This window comes from Candidatus Baltobacteraceae bacterium (genome assembly GCA_036559195.1).
GTDB lineage: Bacteria > Vulcanimicrobiota > Vulcanimicrobiia > Vulcanimicrobiales > Vulcanimicrobiaceae > JALYTZ01.
The window spans coordinates 1-16,465 of the sequence record DATBTN010000064.1; the positions used below are offsets into that span (position 1 = coordinate 1).

Annotated in this window: 12 protein-coding genes; 5 read left to right on the forward strand and 7 right to left on the reverse strand. The window is 61.7% G+C overall.

Translation table 11 applies throughout. From position 1 onward, the window contains the following. The first annotated feature begins 103 nt into the window (after positions 1–103). Positions 104–1,363, forward strand: coding sequence for a Glu/Leu/Phe/Val dehydrogenase (locus VIG32_10590; GenBank protein HEY8298452.1), 1,260 nt, complete (start codon positions 104–106; stop codon positions 1,361–1,363). 329 nt (positions 1,364–1,692) lie between these two features. Here the strand turns inward: VIG32_10590 and VIG32_10595 are convergent, their stop codons facing one another. From VIG32_10595 to lpdA, 6 genes are all read right to left on the reverse strand, one after another. After that, a complete protein-coding gene (locus VIG32_10595; protein HEY8298453.1) occupies positions 1,693–3,261 on the reverse strand; it encodes an SGNH/GDSL hydrolase family protein in 1,569 nt (522 codons plus the stop codon). A 16-nt stretch (positions 3,262–3,277) separates the two neighbouring features. Beyond that, positions 3,278–4,459 carry a hypothetical protein gene (locus VIG32_10600; GenBank protein HEY8298454.1) on the reverse strand — a complete coding sequence of 394 codons (1,182 nt, stop codon included), beginning with the start codon at positions 4,457–4,459 and terminating at the stop codon, positions 3,278–3,280. A gap of 97 nt (positions 4,460–4,556) precedes the next feature. Beyond that, a complete protein-coding gene (locus tag VIG32_10605) occupies positions 4,557–7,751 on the reverse strand; it encodes an efflux RND transporter permease subunit (protein ID HEY8298455.1) in 3,195 nt (1,064 codons plus the stop codon). Between the two features lie 91 nt (positions 7,752–7,842). Further along, positions 7,843–8,733, reverse strand: a complete 891-nt coding sequence (gene lipA / locus VIG32_10610; protein HEY8298456.1) for a lipoyl synthase — start codon at positions 8,731–8,733, stop codon at positions 7,843–7,845. A gap of 3 nt (positions 8,734–8,736) precedes the next feature. After that, positions 8,737–9,447 carry a lipoyl(octanoyl) transferase LipB gene (lipB, locus tag VIG32_10615; protein ID HEY8298457.1) on the reverse strand — a complete coding sequence of 237 codons (711 nt, stop codon included), beginning with the start codon at positions 9,445–9,447 and terminating at the stop codon, positions 8,737–8,739. Beyond that, on the reverse strand, positions 9,444–10,892 hold the full coding sequence (lpdA, locus tag VIG32_10620) for a dihydrolipoyl dehydrogenase (GenBank protein HEY8298458.1): 1,449 nt from the start codon (positions 10,890–10,892) through the stop codon (positions 9,444–9,446). The genes lipB and lpdA overlap by 4 nt, the downstream gene beginning before the upstream one ends. 150 nt (positions 10,893–11,042) lie before the next feature. Between lpdA and VIG32_10625 the strand changes: the two genes are divergently transcribed. The 4 genes from VIG32_10625 to nth all read left to right on the forward strand — a co-directional run bounded on the left by VIG32_10625 (position 11,043) and on the right by nth (position 15,985). Beyond that, a complete protein-coding gene (locus VIG32_10625; protein HEY8298459.1) occupies positions 11,043–12,506 on the forward strand; it encodes a PLP-dependent aminotransferase family protein in 1,464 nt (487 codons plus the stop codon). A gap of 58 nt (positions 12,507–12,564) precedes the next feature. After that, complete coding sequence (locus VIG32_10630) at positions 12,565–13,488, forward strand: hypothetical protein (GenBank protein HEY8298460.1); 924 nt, start codon at positions 12,565–12,567, stop codon at positions 13,486–13,488. A 577-nt stretch (positions 13,489–14,065) separates the two neighbouring features. After that, positions 14,066–15,235 (forward strand): hypothetical protein, encoded by a 1,170-nt coding sequence (locus VIG32_10635; protein HEY8298461.1) that lies wholly within the window; start codon positions 14,066–14,068, stop codon positions 15,233–15,235. Positions 15,236–15,295: 60 nt separating this feature from the next. Further along, positions 15,296–15,985 carry an endonuclease III gene (gene nth / locus VIG32_10640; protein ID HEY8298462.1) on the forward strand — a complete coding sequence of 230 codons (690 nt, stop codon included), beginning with the start codon at positions 15,296–15,298 and terminating at the stop codon, positions 15,983–15,985. Here the strand turns inward: nth and VIG32_10645 are convergent. Further along, the coding region (locus VIG32_10645; protein HEY8298463.1) for a hypothetical protein at positions 15,957–16,465 on the reverse strand (509 nt) is incomplete at its 5' end. The genes nth and VIG32_10645 overlap by 29 nt on opposite strands.

Consider the following 16,465-nt stretch of genomic DNA (forward strand, 5'->3'; position numbering starts at 1 on the left):
CCCATCCGCGAAATCCCGATTACGACTTTTTTCGCATAGGGAATTGCAAGCTTCGGCCCCAAACGTAACGGGTTTGGTTTTTTTCTGGAGGCTCTAACGCTCTATGACGACTGCTGTGCGCGAAGTCTCGGTGTTCGGCGACGGTATTGCTTATTTCAACGAAGCAGCCGACCTGCTCGAACTCGATGCCGGGATGCGTGCGATACTAACGCATCCCTCGCGTCAAATCATCTTCTCGATTCCGTTTCAGCGCGATTCCGGCGAGTTCGAGGTCTTCACCGGGTACCGCGTTCAATACAATTTCGCACGCGGTCCGGCTAAGGGCGGAATCCGTTACCATCCGGGCGTCACGCTCGACGAGGTGACGGCGCTCGCATTTTGGATGACGTGGAAGTGCGCGGTCGTCGACCTGCCGTTCGGCGGCGGTAAGGGCGGCGTGACGTGCGACCCCTCGACGCTCTCGATGAACGAACTCGAGCGCATCACGCGCCGGTACGCGGCCGAACTCGTCGAGGTCGTCGGCCCGGACAAAGACGTGCCGGCCCCCGACGTGAACACGACGCCGCAGATCATGGCGTGGTTCATGGATACGTATTCGATGCATATTCGCCAGTCGTGCCCCGGCGTCGTGACCGGCAAGCCGCTCGCCATCGGCGGGTCGCGCGGACGCGTTGAGGCGACCGGCCGCGGCGTGACGATCTGCGGGCTCGACGAAATGTCGCACATGGGCATCAAGCCCGAAGAGGCGAGAATCGTCGTGCAAGGCTTCGGCAACGTCGGCATGTACGCGGCGAAACTCTTCGCGGAGCGCGGCTGCAAAGTCGTCGGTATCTCCGACGTAACCGGCGCGTACTATAACGCCGACGGATTGGATATCGCGAGCGCGGTCGCGCACGTGCAGGCCAACCACAACCTCGACGGATTCAAAGGCGGCGACAAGATCAGCAACGGCGAGTTGCTGGTGCTCGACTGCGACGTTCTGGTTCCGGCGGCGCTCGAGAAAGTGCTCACGGTCGAGAACGCCTCGCAAATCAAGGCGAAACTGATCGTCGAAGGCGCGAACGGCCCGACGACGCCCGACGCCGACCGCATTTTCAACGAACGCGGCATCACCGTCATCCCCGACATCATGGCCAACGCCGGCGGCGTGACCGTCTCGTATTTCGAGTGGGTTCAAGATCGCATGGGCTACTTCTGGAAAGAGTCGGAAGTCAACGAACGCCTCGAAGATACCCTGCTGACGAACTTCCACGAACTGCGCAAACTCGTCAAACAGCATCACGTGCCATACCGCACCGCCGCCTACATGATCGCCATCGATCGCGTAGTCCAGTCCCTAAAACTCCGCGGCGTCTACGCCTAAACCCCACCCCCGAGCAAACCCAAAAGCGCCGCCGTTACAACGGCGGCGCTTTCAGCTAATGCTTCGACAAGCTCAGCATGACAAACAACCATTCGCGTTGTCATCCTGAGCCTGTCGAAGGACGGAGCCCGTCGAAGGACGACGCGTCGCACGCGCTCATGCTTCGAGGCTCATGCTTCGAGGCTCATGCTTCGAGGCTCATGCTTCGACAAGCTCATGCTTCGACAAGCTCATGCTTCGACAAGCTCATGCTTCGACAAGCTCAGCATGACAAACAACCATTCGTGTTGTCATCCTGAGCCTGTCGAAGGACGGAGCTTGTCGAAGGGCTAGTGTGGGGCGTAGAGATCGGTTGCGTAGATCGTTGAGGGGTTTACCGGGGCAATCGTGAGTCCGAACGCTGAATCTGCGACGCCGATGAAGACGTTTGCAATCAACGCATATCCGGTGTTCGACGGATGCAGTCCGTCGAAGCTCAAGAGTCCGCCGCCAAATGCGAGGCTGCAGCATTTCGCCGAGAGCGGTGCGCCCTGGGTGTGAATCTGCGCGTCGGCCGCGTGGATATCCGCTAGCGGCGAACCGGTAGCGGCGGCCGCCGCGGCGATCGCGGCGTTGTATTGATCGTTCAACCCTTGGACCTGCGCGGCTAGCGTGTCGCTGATGTAAGCGCCGCCGAGCCCGGAGCCTTTGCCGTTGGGATCGAGCTGCACTTGAATTTGCGACGGTGCCGCGCCTTGCGCGATCTGCGCCGCCACCTGCTGCAGCGCCGCGAAGACGCCGGTTTCGGTAAGGTAACCGTTCGAGCTAACGCCGTAAGCCGCAACGTCGGTGACGACCTGGGCGGCTACTTGCCCGCCGAAAGCTTGTGCCGCCGCCGCCGGCAGGCCCTTGGCCGCCGCGGCCGCCGCGACTTGCTGCTGCGTGATGCAGTAGACGTAGCTCTGCAGTTGGCAGAGCTGCGGTGCGGCAGGCGTGCCGCCTCGGAAAAACTGTCCGGTGGAAAGCACGTCGGGCAGATTGGCGACGATGACCTTCGCGCCGACTTTTTGCAGACGCGCAACAGCGAGCGCGATATCGGATTGCATTTGCGCGGGCGTATCCGATGCGGCGCCGTTGCCGCCCGAGAACGCAAACTTCAGCAGATCGTTTGCGCCGAGCCAAACCGTCGCGAGCGTTGGGTGCAGCGAAGCCGCCGCGTCGACTTGATCGAGGTTCGGAATCTTGCCGGCGAACCCGCCGAGCACCGCGTAAAACGGGTCGCTCTCGGAGTTAACGAGGGATTGTAGCGGTCCGGCAGTCGGATCGTTGGGGTTGAGTGCGTACGTGCAAGCCGGCGGGTTGGATGCCGGAGCGGTGAGCGGTGCGATTTGGTAGAGCGCTTCGTGGGCGGTCTGTCCCGGAACCGCGACGTCGTAGATCGTAGCCGACGGGTTCGCGCGAACGACCGAGAGCGCGGTGCTGACCTGGTAGTCGGCTTGATTGAACGTATCGCAGCCGGAATGCGTCGATGCGAAGGGTACCGGACTCGACGGAACGATCTGGCTTCCCAAGCCCGGTGCGTTGATCAACGGGAGAACCGACGTTTGAACGCTCGCCATCGAACTCGCGCTCACGCCTTTCGCTTGTTCGTAGAAGAGCGCCCACCAGCCGTTGGGCTGCGTGGCCGGAACGAGACCGCCGGGAAAGCCGGAGAGCGGGCTCGTGGTAGAAACGCCCAAGAAGCCGCCGGATTGAAAACCAGCCGTCAAGCTATCACCGACGCCGACGATCGTTGCGAGCGCGGCGTTTCCGCTCTGCGGCGGCGTGACGCCGGAGCCCGAGCTGCCGCTGCCGCCTCCGCAAGCGGCGAGGGCGAGGATCGAAAGGACCGCGAGCGGTCGAGAGACGCGATTAAACATAGCGTTATGTCCCATTCTAGAACTGGATGACGCTGGGTGAACCGATGCCGAATTGAATCTGGAGGTTGGTCGCTTTCAATCCCCCGACTTCGGGAATCGTCGTGTTGGCGCAGTTGCCGACTTGCTGGCAGTAGAGCGCGTTGACGCCATAGGGTTTGTAATTCGTCGGGCCGCCGCCATTGAGAATGAGCTGCACGAATCCGTTCTTGCCGACCATTTGCGATGCGCCCAGAAAGTATGCGATGAGATGCTGAGCGTACGGATCTTTTGGCAGATAGTCGCGCGAGCTTTGCGGCTCGAAGAAAAATTTCGTTCCCGGTTTGGGCGTATATTCAAGGTAGAGTATCTGATAGAGCTGCGCGTGGTTCTCGATATTGACGCCGGCCGTATGCACGAGCCACGATGGCGCGACCGTGAAGGTGCCAAACATTTTGGGCGTCTTAAGAAACGGCAGCGTCACCGCGAGCGAATAGTTCTGCGCCGTGCGCGTGTGTACGCCGAATACGGGGAAGCCCTTGTACTCAAACGGCACCACATCGGTGTTGCCGTTCGAGGCCGCGACGATCGACGTGCGCGTAACGTAGGTGGGGGAGATCACGATCGGAAGAACGCGGCCGCCCTTAAGCTTAACCGTGAAGAGCTTCTCGAAGATCGCCAGACCGATCTTATCTTTGGTCGTGACGTCGATTTGCGGCTGCAGCGTACTCAGATCGACCGGATTGGCATTCGGGAGCCCCTGGATATAGAGCGGGTGGGTACCGCTATTGAAGCCGACCGGGTAGTGCTGGAGTTCGTAGTAGTTGAGGACCAGCCGCGTCGTGGGATTGAATCCGTAACCCGCCACCGCATCGATGCCGCCGGGCAGCCATTTGCCGCTGTGATTGCCGATGTTGCCAAACGCGGTCGCCATCGAGAAGTCGAAGGTGTAGGTAAGCCCCGTTGGGAGACCCACCTGGGCGGCGCCGCCTACCGGCTGTTGATTGACCGGCGGCACCTGGGCGACCGTCCCGTCCGGAAGGGTGGCCGGGGGTTTCTTGGCGGCATTCTCGGCGTTTTTGATGGCGACATTCGCAGATTGCACGACGCTTGTCGCCAACCCGGGATCGGCGCCGGCCGGCAGAGCCAGCATGCCAATCGAGGCGGCAAAAGCAAAGCCCGCCGTGGTACGAAGTAAGGCACGAACCATATCGATCTCCAAGCAGCAGGGGACGCCTTATTAAAAATATCAGTCCCGTTGCTCAGGGAAGTACCCCTCGGTTGCCTTAAAACCCTGGCTCTCTGCGAGAAAAGTAGGACTAGTCCGCGGCGCTCGCGCGTGCCGGTGCGATCGCGCGCGCCCGGCGGGCAGCGAACGACTTAACGATCACGTACAGAACGGGCGTTATCGCCAGGTTGAGAACCGTCGATATCACCATGCCGCCGAAGACGACCGTGCCGAGCGAATGGCGCGCGCCGCTGCCGGCGCCGCTTGCGAAGACAAGCGGAACGACTGCGATGATAAAGGCGATCGAGGTCATGAGAATCGGGCGTAGCCGCGTCTGAGCCGCGCGCAAAGCCGCCGTGACGATATCGGCTCCGGCACGCATCTGCTGATTTGCGAACTCGACGATCAAAATGGCGCTCTTGCTTGCGAGCCCGATCAGCATGACGTAGCCGACTTGCGCGTACGCGTCTTGCGAGAGACTGGGATCGCCGGCGATGAGGATGAACGGGAATCCGGCATGTCCCATGACGAGCCGGAAGTTCATGAAGAGCAGCGCGCCGAGCAGCGCCGCCGGCACGGCGAGAATGACGATCAGCGGATCGACGAAGCTTTCGTATTGCGCCGCCAGCACCAGGAACACGAAGACGATGCCGAGCGCAAAGATCAGCGCGCTCGTCGCGCCGGCCTGAATTTCGTCTAGCGACAGGCCCGACCACTCGAAGCCGGTTCCCGGCGGATCGATCTTTTGCGCGAGATCCTGCATGGCCGAGATTGCCTGCCCGGTGCCGTATCCAACCTTCGGGTTACCGCTAAGTTCGATCGAGCGGAACAGATTGTAATGCGTGATGGTCGGCGGCGCCAGCACGCGCGAGACGTTGACCAGCGCGCTCAGCGGGCTCATTCCGCCCTGACTCGAGCGCAGATAGAGCTGGTTGAGCGAATTCACGCGATCGCGATACTTGCTGTCGGCCTGCACGTAGACGCGGTACGACCGATTCAAGTAATCGAAGTCGTTCACGTAGACCGAACCCAGCTCGGTCTGCATCGTATTGAAGACGTCGGTCAGCGGCACGCCGATCGCCTTGGCCTTGTTTCGATCGACGTTTACCTGCAACTGCGGCGAGTTGATGCGGAACTGCGTGAAGACTTGCGTGAGCGGCGTGGTTGGTGCGTTGGCCATTCCCATGTATTGGTACGCGGTTTGCATGAGTTTCGGCAGGCCGACGTTGCCGCGGTCTTCCAGTTCGAACTGAAAACCGCCGAAACTTCCGATGCCGTTGATTGCGGGCGGATTAAACGCAAACACTTGCGCTTCGGGAATCTGTTGCGCGAATTTTCCGGCCAGACCGGTTGGCCCGTAGAGAATGCCGGTGATCGATTTCTGGAAGCTGCCGCGTTGCGACCACGGGTCGAGTTGCACGAACATAATGCCGCGGTTGGGCCCGGACCCGGCGAAGCTGAATCCGCCGACATCGAAGACGTCGGCAACGCCGGGCTGATCGCGGATGATCCGCTCGGCTTTTAGCGCGGCCACGCGCTCCTGCGAGAGCGACGATCCTTCGGGCGCCTGCAGCAGCACGATAAAATAGCCCTGATCCTCGCTCGGAATGAAACCCGTCGGCGTCGATTTGAAGAGCAGCGCCGTTCCGATCAGCGCCAGCGCGAAGACGCCGGCTACGATCCAGCGCGCGCGGAACAGGCGCGGGAGCATGCGGCGATACCACACGCGGAAGCGATGCAGAGTGTGGTTGAACCAGCCGAAGAATCCGTGCGTTTTCTCCTCTTCACCGCGCAGCAGCATGGCGGAGAGTACCGGCGCGAGCGTAAGCGCGGCGAAGAGCGAGATCGTGATCGAGGCGGCGATCGTCAGCGCGAATTGCTTGTAGAGCTGCCCGGTGGTTCCCGGGAAAAACGCCACCGGAATGAAGACCGCGAGCAGCACGAGCGACGAGGCCACGACCGCGCTCTGAATCTCTTTCATTGCAGCCGCGGCGCCGGCGACGCCGCGCATGCCGCGATCTTGAATGTACCGCGCGATGTTCTCGATAACGACGATCGCGTCGTCGACGACGAGCCCCGTCGCGAGCGTTAAACCGAAGAGCGTGATCGTGTTGATCGTGAAGCCGAAGAGTTTCATCACGAAGAACGTGCCGATGAGCGAGACCGGAATCGTCGCCGCCGGAATGAGCGTGGAGCGTAGATCCTGCAAGAAGATGAAGATGACCAGCACGACCAAGAAAATCGCGATACCCAGGGTGAAGAGGACCTCCTTGATCGACTCGTTTACGAACGTGGTCGAATTGAAGGCCGTTTCGTACCGCACCCCGGGCGGAAAGTTCTTCGCGAGCTGATCGAGTTTGGCGGTGACGCCCTTGGAGACCGAAAGCGCGTTTGCGGTCGGCAGCTGCAGAATTCCCAGGCCGATAACGTTGTCGTTGCCATTGAACCGCAGAAACGACGAGTAGTCCTCGGCTCCGAGTTCGATCCGGGCGACGTCGCCGAGTCGCGTAAAGCCGCCGTTGGGATCGGCGCGCAGAATGATATTCTTGAATTGATCCGGGTTGCTCAAGCGGCCGATTGCGTTGATCGTATAGGTATACGGTTGGCTGGCGGGCTCCGGCGCGCTGCCGACGCTGCCCGCCGCGACTTGCACGTTTTGCTCCTGCAGCGACGAGACGACGTCGGCGGCGGTCAGGTTGCGCGACGCTAGCGCGTGGGGATTGAGCCAGACGCGCATCGCGTAGCGCCGCTGGCCGAAGATCAGAACGTCGCTGACGCCCGGAACGCGCTTGAGGTCGTTGATGACGTTGAGCTCGGCATAGTTGCTCAAGAAGAGCGTATCGTACTTCGAGGTGTTCGACGTCAGCGCGAGTGCCATCGCAAAGGAACCGGAGTTTTTCGCAACGGTCACGCCCGTCTGTTTTACTTCGGGAGGGAGCCGGCCGAGCGCGCCCTGCACCGCGTTCTGCACGTCGGTTGCGGCGATATCCAAATTCACGCCCAGGTTGAAGGTTGCCGTGATCGTGGAAACGCCTTGGGCGCTGGTCGAAGAGATGTAGCGCAGTCCTTCGACGCCGTTGATGGCTTGTTCGAGCGGCGTCGTAACCGAGGTCTCAACGGCTTCGGGGCTGGCCCCGATATAGACCGCCGTAACGCTGACCACGGGAGGCGCGATCTGCGGGTATTGTGCGATCGGAAGCGTGGGAATGGCGACTAAGCCCGCGATCAGCACGATCAGGGAACAGACGGCCGCAAAGATCGGGCGCTGCAAGAAAAATCCGGTCATCGTTCCTTACTAGACAGCTTGCCGACCGAAAGCGTTGCATGCCGACCTTAGCGGCGGCTGGGTGCAAGTGCCGCTTGCATCGTCGAAAAACTTACATGAAAGCTTGTTCGGCGTGGTAAGAGCTGCGCGAGAGCGGGCTGCTCACGACCTGATGGAAACCTTTCGACTTCGCGAGGTCGCCCAGCCGCGCGAATTTGTCGGGCGTCACGAATTCGACGACCGTGAGATGCTTCTTGGTCGGCTGGAGGTACTGGCCCATCGTGAAGATGTCGATGCCCGCGTTACGCGCGTCGTCCATCGTCTGCTCGATCTCGTCCTCACGCTCGCCGAGACCCAGCATGAGCGAGGTCTTCGTGTAAAAGTCCGGGGCGCGCCGCTTAGCGTGCTCCAGGATGCGCAGCGACTGATCGTATTTGGCGCGCTTGTCGCGCACGGTGGGCGTGAGGCGCCGGACCGTTTCGAGATTGTGAGCGAAGACATCGGGCTTCGCGTCGAGCACGATATCGAGTGCCGCAGTGTCGCCCCGGTAATCGCCGCTGAGGATCTCGACCTTGCTCCCCGGCACCTTTTCGTGAATCGCGCGGACCGTATTCGCGAAGATCAGCGCCCCGCCGTCGGGCAAATCGTCACGGTCGACGGCCGTGAGCACGAGATACTGCCAGCCAAGATCGCGGACCGCGTTGGCGACGCGCACCGGCTCGAGCCAATCGACGACGCCCTTGGGGTTGCCGGTCTTGACGTTGCAGAAACGGCAGCCGCGGGTGCACGTATCGCCCAGAATCATGATCGTGGCCGTGCCCGCTCCCCAGCACTCGGCGATGTTTGGGCACATCGCTTCTTTGCAGACGGTATTGAGTTCGAGCGTATTGACCTTGGCCTTGACGCGTTCGTAATCTTCCCCGCGCGGAAGCTGCACCTTCAGCCACGGCGGCTTCGGCGTACGTTTGGGCGGGTCGTTAATCAAATCGATCTCGATAGCCACGATTTATCTTGTATCCGTTATGCCGGCAAGGACTGGTCGGTTGTCGGCATGACAATATGGGACGTTGGGAGCTGGTTGAAAGGTTATATCGAAGGTGCGTTCCAGGGCGGCGAGTAGCGTCGGCTTTGCTTGCGACACGGTTATCTCGCGGCCGGTTTCTCGACTTAAGCTCGTAATGCCGCGGTCCGAGAAACCGCAAGGGTTGATGAGCCGGTCGTAGTCGAGCGCCGTGTTGACGTTGAGGGCGATTCCATGCAGCGAGGTCATTTTTTGCACGGCCAGCCCGATCGCGCAGATTTGATTGCGTCCGGCCCAAACGCCGGCATGCTCGCTCCATCGTTGCGTCGCTACGCCGAAGGCCGCGCAAGTCTCGATCGCCGCGCCCTCGAGCGCTCGCACCAGCGGTACGATCTCGCGAAAACGTGCGAGTTTGCGAATCGGATAGACGACCAGCTGTCCAGGCCCGTGATAGGTGACGTCGCCGCCGCGCTCGATCTCAATTACGTCGACGCCGCGTGCCGCGAGCACGTCGCGCGCGAGCAAGACGTTCTGCGCTTTGGCCGTTCGCCCGAGCGTGATGGTGGGCGTGTGTTCGACGACGATCCAGGTATCCGGCGATTCGCCGGCGCGCACGCGCTCGTGGATAGCGTGCTGCATATCCCATACCTCACGATACGGACGCAGCCCGAGATCCACGAGCGACGCGGAGGTCATTTCCCGGCTGCGACCGGCGTTTTCGGCTTGGGATTGACGATGTGAATCGCTTTTCCGTGCGCGGCTTCGGCCGCATCCATGATGCCTTCGGTAAGGGTCGGATGCGGGTGGATCGAGAGCCCGATATCTTCGAGCGTCGCGCCCATCTCGAGCGCGATGACGCCTTCGCCGATCAACGACTCCGCTTGCGGCGCGACGATGTGCATGCCGAGCAGCAGATCGCTCTTCGCATCGCCGACCAGTTTGATCATGCCGTCGCTCTCGTTCATCGTGCGCGCGCGCCCGCTGGCCGCGAGTGGGAACTTGCCGATGCGCACCTCGTAGCCTTGCGCCTTTGCTTCCTCTTCCGAAAGGCCGACCGTCGCCACTTCGGGATCGGTGTAAACGCAGTTCGGAATTGCAACCGGGTCGAAGGCCGCCGACTTGTCGCCGCCGATGACTTCGGCCGCGATGACGCCTTCCTTCATGCCCTTATGCGCGAGCATCGGGGCGCCCGTGATGTCGCCGATCGCAAAGACGTTCGAGACCGACGTGCGGCGCTGCGCGTCGACGTCGATGAAGCCGCGCTCGTTGGTTTTGAGGCCGGCCGCTTCGATATTGAGCCCGTCGGTCACGGGGCGGCGCCCGACGGCAACGAGCACGCATTCGAAGTCGCGCGTCTCGTCCTTTCCGTTCGTGCCTTCGCCGTTGAAGGTCGCTTTGACGGTCTTGCCCGCGCGCGCGATCGCGCCGACTTTCGTGCCGAGCATGATCTCGACGCCTTGTTTTTTGAGAATACGTCCGAGCGTTTTGGATATTTCGACATCGGTGCCGGTGAGAATCTGCGAGAGCGCTTCGATCACCAGAACCTTCGCGCCCAAGCGCGTGTACACGGTCGCGAACTCCAGGCCGATCACGCCGCCGCCGATGACGAGCATGGTCTTCGGAATCTTTTTCATCTGAACGGCGTCGTCGGAGTTGATAATGAACTCGCCGTCGTGCGGCCAGGCCTTTACGTCGATCGGTGCGGAGCCCGTTGCGATCACGACGTTCTGCGCCTTGATCGAATCTTGGCCGCCATCCTTATTCTTCACGACGATCTCGGTCGCGCTCTTAAACGATGCTTCGCCGTACAAGAATTGGACGTTATTGGCCTTGAAGAGCGTCTTCACGCCGCCGACGTTGGAGTTAACGACGTCGGTTTTGAACTTCGCGACGCCTTCGCGTTCGATGTCGTAACCCTTGACCTTGATCCCGAGCGCCTCGGCGTGCCCGATTTGGCGCGTGATCTCGCCGACGTGCAACAGCGCCTTGGTCGGAATGCAGCCCCAATTCAGACAGACGCCGCCGACCTCGTCGCGATCGACGCAGATGACTTTTTTGCCGAGCTGTCCCAGCCGGATGGCGGCATGGTATCCGCCCGGACCCGCGCCGATGACGACCGCGTCAACCTGATGTTCAGCCAATTCCTAACTCCTGTTACATGAGCGCCGAAGAACGATGCACGCCTCTTCGCGATGGGCGAGCCGGGCGCCCCGCAATCATAGCAACCGCCGAGAGGGGAGTAGCCGACCAAAGTAGGGGTCTAGCGGGCCAATTCGCGAAGTGGATGGCAAATGGCTAAAATTGGATGGCCCGGGGCGCTTCCCCACCTGGACCGTGCGAGTATCGTGCCGCTCTACCGCCAGATCTACGAATCGCTGCGCGAATCGATCCTGGCCGGCACGCTTCCGGAATCGACGCGCTTGCCCCCGGAGCGCAATCTTGCCGCTCGGCTGGACGTCAATCGGAGTACGGTCGTTCACGCGTACCGGGAGCTCGTCGCCGACGGGCTGATCGAACAGCGCGTCGGATCGGGCTCCCGGGTCGTGCCGACGCTGCGTCAGGGTCAGCCCGAACGCTCGGCCGCGGTGCCGTGGTGGGTTACCCTGCCGCCGTGGCGCGTGGGCGAGTTTCCGACCGTGCTTGGAGAGTTGGCCGCCAAACAAGAGTCCGGGCGTATCTCGTTCGTGCAGGGCGTCGCGCCCGACGAACCGTCGCCGCTCGAGGAGCTTGCCAAATCGTTCGCGCGCGTCGCCACCGATCCGCGCTTCGTGCTTTCTTACGGCGATTCCGAAGGCTACGAACCGCTGCGCGAAGCGATTGCGGGGCGCATGAATCAGCGCGGTACGCGCACGCAGGCAAAAGACATCATCATCCTTACCGGTTCGACGCAGGGCATCATGATCGTCGCGCAGTCGCTCGCGGAGCCCGGCGATGAGATCATCGTCGAGACCCCGAGTTATCCCGGGGCGCTGCAAATCTTTCAAATCTGCGGACTGCGTGCGATCCCGGTGCCGGTCGACGACGACGGCATGCGCGTCGATCACGTCGAGGCGATCTTGCGAACGCGCCGTCCGCGCTTCATCTATACGATGCCCTCGCTGCACAATCCGACCAACGTCACCATGAACGCCGATCGCCGCGAGCGCCTCGTTACGCTCGCGCGTCGCGCGGGCATTCCGATCATCGAAGACGATCCCTACGGAGAACTCTCGCAGTCGGCGGCCACGCCGCTGGTCGGCCAGGCGCCGGACTACGTCGTCTACCTCAGTACGTTCTCGAAGACGATCGCGCCGAGTCTGCGCGTCGGGTGGCTCTGCGCGCCCCGTACGATTCTCGAACGGCTGCTGTTGCGCAAACAAGCTCACGACATGGCGACCAGCCTCTACGTACAGGCGGCGATCTGCGACTACCTGCGCGGCGGCTACGATCCGCACGTGACGCAGCTTCGCGCCGAACTGTACGAACGCCGGCGAATCGCCGACGCCGCCATTTTGGAGCACTGGCCGCATACGCTGCGAACGAGCAAGGCGAGCGGCGGTTTTTATCTGTGGGTGACCACGCCGCGCGAACTGCGCGCGCGTCCGCTGCTCGACCAGGCCGAACGCTTGGGCGCGTCGTTCCTCTTTGGCGAAGCGTTCTTCGCAAACTCCGGCGGCGATCACAACTTCCGCCTCGCGCTCACCGCCGTCAAACGCAACGAGATCGCCGAAGGCATCCGGCGCATCGGCGCCGCCATCGCAGCCGTCCGCGCATGAATCCTCCAGCATGACAACAACCCCCCCTTGTCATCCTGAGCCTGTCGAAGGACGGAGCTTGTCGAGAGACAGGAGCGACTTCGCGCGACTGCTGCTCGCGTGGTACGCGCGTTACGGGCGGTCGCATCTGCCGTGGCGGGAGAGTCGCGATCCTTATCGCGTGCTCGTGAGCGAGTTTATGCTGCAGCAGACGCAAGTCGATCGCGTGCTGCCGAAATTCCTCGCGTTCGTCGAGCGCTTCCCGAGCGTTGCCGCTTTGGATAGAGCCGGAACCGCCGACGTTTTACGACTTTGGCAGGGCCTGGGCTACAATTCGCGCGCCGTGCGCTTGAAGCAAATTGCGCGAGCGGTCGTAGAGCGTTTTGAAGGACGGATGCCTAGCGATTCCGCCGTTCTGCGTACGCTGCCCGGCGTCGGACCGTACACGGTCAGCGCGATTCGCGCCTTCGCGTTCGACTGCGACGAGGCCGCGCCCGATACGAACGTGCGGCGCGTCACCCATCGTGCGCTCCACGGCGTCGAGTTTCCGCCGCAAGTACCGCTCGCCACGCTCGACGCCGAGGCGAGCGCGCTCGTGCCGCCGGGTCGCGGACACGATTGGAACTCGGCGATGATGGATCTCGGCGCGTCGATCTGCACCGCGCGCGCGCCGAAGTGTTTGATCTGCCCGCTGCAAGCTGCGTGCGCTGCAGCCCCCATCGATGCGGCACGGCTCGAGAGTCTGCGCAAAGAACATGCACGCAAACGATCGCCGCAAGAGGCCATGCCGTTCGAACGAACGATCCGTTACGCCCGCGGGCGGGTCGTCGATCGCTTGCGCGAATTGCCCGCGGGGAAGCGCATCTCGCTGCTCGATCTGCATCGCGATCTCGGGCACGTCCTATCGGGCCGTTCGGCCGACGAGTTGAATGCGATCGTTGCTGCGCTCGTGCGCGACGGTCTCGCCGACGAACGCAACGGAACGATCGCCCTACGAGACTAGTCGCACTCGTCATGCGCGGTCCTTCGATAGGCTCCGTCCTTCGACAAGCTCCGTCCTTCGACAAGCTCAGGATGACAAAGGGGGGTTCTTGTTGTCATGCTGAGCTTGTCGAAGCATGAGCATGAGTTATTCGCGGTTTCTCAACGAGAGCGTCCTTCGACAGGCTCGGTCCTTCGACAAGCTCAGGATGACAAGGGGGGGTTCTTGTTGTCATGCTGAGCTTGTCGAAGCATGAGCATTAGCATGAGCATTCCCGGTTTCAACGAGAGCGTCTTCGACAAGCTCCGTCCTTCGACAGGCTCAGGATGACAAAGGGGGGTTCTTGTTGTCATGCTGAGCTTGTCGAAGCATGCGTGCGTGGTGATTCAATTGTGTGTTGGATTGGCTGCTTGATGTGCTGCGATTGATGCGTTTCGGAAGTAATCGCAACTTATGTCTGTTTTTGTGTGGGATAAACGATTCATCTTTGCGCCTCTAGGGACTTTTGGTCCCAGGTAGCTTTCGAGCGGCAAAAAAAGCGGCGCCACGGATGCTTCGCATTGCTATGTACGGGAGTGTAGCTCCAGAAAGAACGCACATGAAAAAATTTCTTCCGGCGCTTCTAGCGCTCGGGTTTCTCGCTGCAGGTTGCAGCGGCGGCGGCGGCGGCCAGAACGGGTTTACCCCGACGACGACCCCGCCGGTAAGTTCGGGCCGCTCGAAGACTTCGGTAACGTTCCGCGTTCCGATTGCCGGTCTTGCGGCCAATCGGGCGCCGATGTCGAGTTCGCGAAAACCGATGTACATCTCCGACGCCACGCAGAAGATGAGCGTCCTGTTCGACGGGCATCTGCTCATCGACCACGCTTCGGTAACCGGCCCGACGAATACGACCACCCCGGGCACGCCCGGCAGTTCGCCAACGCCGCTGCCGGATGGCACATCGGTGAGCTACACCACGACGCCGATCACCGACGCGAGCGGCGTCGCGTACTACCAGGTTACCGCCACCTTCGATACGAGTGCCACGACGCATACGATCGGCGTCGTATTGATGAACGGCGCGTGTACGGCTCCGGTCCCGCCGCAGCAAGCACCGGGACCGCGCGGTCCCTGCGACGCCAATAGCAATGGCTTCGTCCTCTCCGAAGGAACGTACGCCGCTGCTCTGCAGCCGGGAGCCAACGCCGCGACGCTCATGCTGCATCCGGTTGCCGACTCTGGATTCATCTGTGCGATGCCGCTAGCGAATTGCGGCAATCCGCCCGCGGTCGATCCCGACGGCACGTACCACTTAGCGGGCTTTGTCTCCGATCAAGCCGGCGAGGTCATTCTGCAGCAAACCGACCCGTCGACCAACGCCCCGCTCACGATCGATAACGGCACGTTCCACATCGTTACCGATCAGCCCACCGTCGTTGCGTTGGGAAGTTGGGCATCGGGATTCACGCTACCGGTCGAGACCGGCGGCGCGCTCGGTCCGTTTAACAACCCGGGAAACTATTCGGTACTTCACCTGGGGTACGCCGTGGGGAATAACTGGAAGTCCGGATACCCCTTCAGCGTTAAGTGCATCCACACGGGTTCGGCCATTATCTCCATGCAGATGGAAACCGGAACGGGTACGGGCACCGTTGCCGGGTTCGCGTATAGCTCGGCGAACTATCCGGCCGCAAATGCACTTCTCGGCATGGTTCCCGCCAATCAATTTCAGGGCAATCAACTTCACGTGAGTTGCGATGCCTCGCTGGTGTTGACGATCCAGTAGAATGGTTAAAGCCCCGGCTTCGGCCGGGGCTTTTTTTATGCCCGTGCCGAAGCGACGCTCGTGCAGATTCCATTCCCGAAGAAGAAGGTTACGAAGGCCGTCGCGCTCGACGAACTCGCGATTTTGGAGCGACGGTACCCCAACGCGGTGACGGCGCTGCAATTTACCAATCCGTTCGAACTGCTCGTCGCCGTGATTCTCTCGGCGCAGTGCACCGATGCACGCGTCAACCTCACGACGCCGGCGCTCTTTAAAAAGTATCCGACGCCCGCGAAGCTCGCGAAGGCCAAGCAAGAAGATGTCGAGGCCATCGTTAAGTCGTGCGGGTTCTTTCGGATGAAGGCCAAAAACATCATCAGTGCGGCGCGCGATCTTGCGGAAAAGTTCGCAGGCGAAGTGCCGAGCGCGCGCGAGGAGCTCGAAAGTTTGGCGGGCGTCGGGCGTAAGACGGCCAACGTGGTGATGTCGGTCGCATTCGAGGAAGCCGCGTTTGCGGTGGACACGCACGTTTTTCGCGTCTCGCACCGGCTAGGACTCACGCTTGCCGCCACGCCGCGCGGAGTTGAAGAAGATGTCACCAAACTGGTGCCGCGTGAGAAATGGCGGCACGCGCATCATTGGCTGATTCTTCACGGCCGCGAAATCTGTAAGGCACCGGTGCCGCTCTGCGGTAACTGCCCGCTCAACGAGCTCTGCCCGACGCCGAGCATTCTCGAAAAGGTCAGAACGATAAAGGCCCGGGCCCGCTAAGATGCGGCGGCCGCGGCAACTCTGCGTCGGCCGCGATGAGTTTGAGCAGCGACGAGGAGGTCAGGCGGTCGCCGTAGCCCGCCTCGGTTGAAATCTTCGAGAGATTGATCAGCGCCGGCCGTCCGGCATCGGGATCGAACTGCCACTCACCATCGAGGTCGAGCCCGGCGATCCGCACGAGTTGCTGGACCTCGTCGAGATCTAGGCGCACGCGCTTTTCGCCAAAGCGCAGCCGGATGCGCAACGGCCGTTTGAGGCGAACGAACGTGACGCCGTTGCGCGCGCCGAGGATCGAGTTGAGTCGCTTGATGCCGACCTGCAGACTCTGCGCGAAAGCCTCGAGCGAGGTTTCGGCATCCTCGAACTTCGCCGGCAGCATGGGGGTCGCCGAATCCACGGCGGCCTCAACGTCGCGGCGCGCGCGGATGCGCGTGGCGGCGGCGACGATCGGGTTTTGAGTGGTGAATTTTTCGTCGAATG

Bases quoted from the DNA above. Each gene is read 5' to 3' on its own strand.
- VIG32_10590 (HEY8298452.1), top strand. From the start codon at position 104: ATGACGACTGCTGTGCGCGAAGTCTCGGTGTTCGGCGACGGTATTGCT.
- VIG32_10595 (HEY8298453.1), bottom strand. From the start codon at position 3,261: ATGTTTAATCGCGTCTCTCGACCGCTCGCGGTCCTTTCGATCCTCGCC.
- VIG32_10605 (HEY8298455.1), bottom strand. From the start codon at position 7,751: ATGACCGGATTTTTCTTGCAGCGCCCGATCTTTGCGGCCGTCTGTTCC.
- lipB (HEY8298457.1), bottom strand. From the start codon at position 9,447: ATGACCTCCGCGTCGCTCGTGGATCTCGGGCTGCGTCCGTATCGTGAG.
- VIG32_10625 (HEY8298459.1), top strand. From the start codon at position 11,043: ATGGCTAAAATTGGATGGCCCGGGGCGCTTCCCCACCTGGACCGTGCG.
- VIG32_10635 (HEY8298461.1), top strand. From the start codon at position 14,066: ATGAAAAAATTTCTTCCGGCGCTTCTAGCGCTCGGGTTTCTCGCTGCA.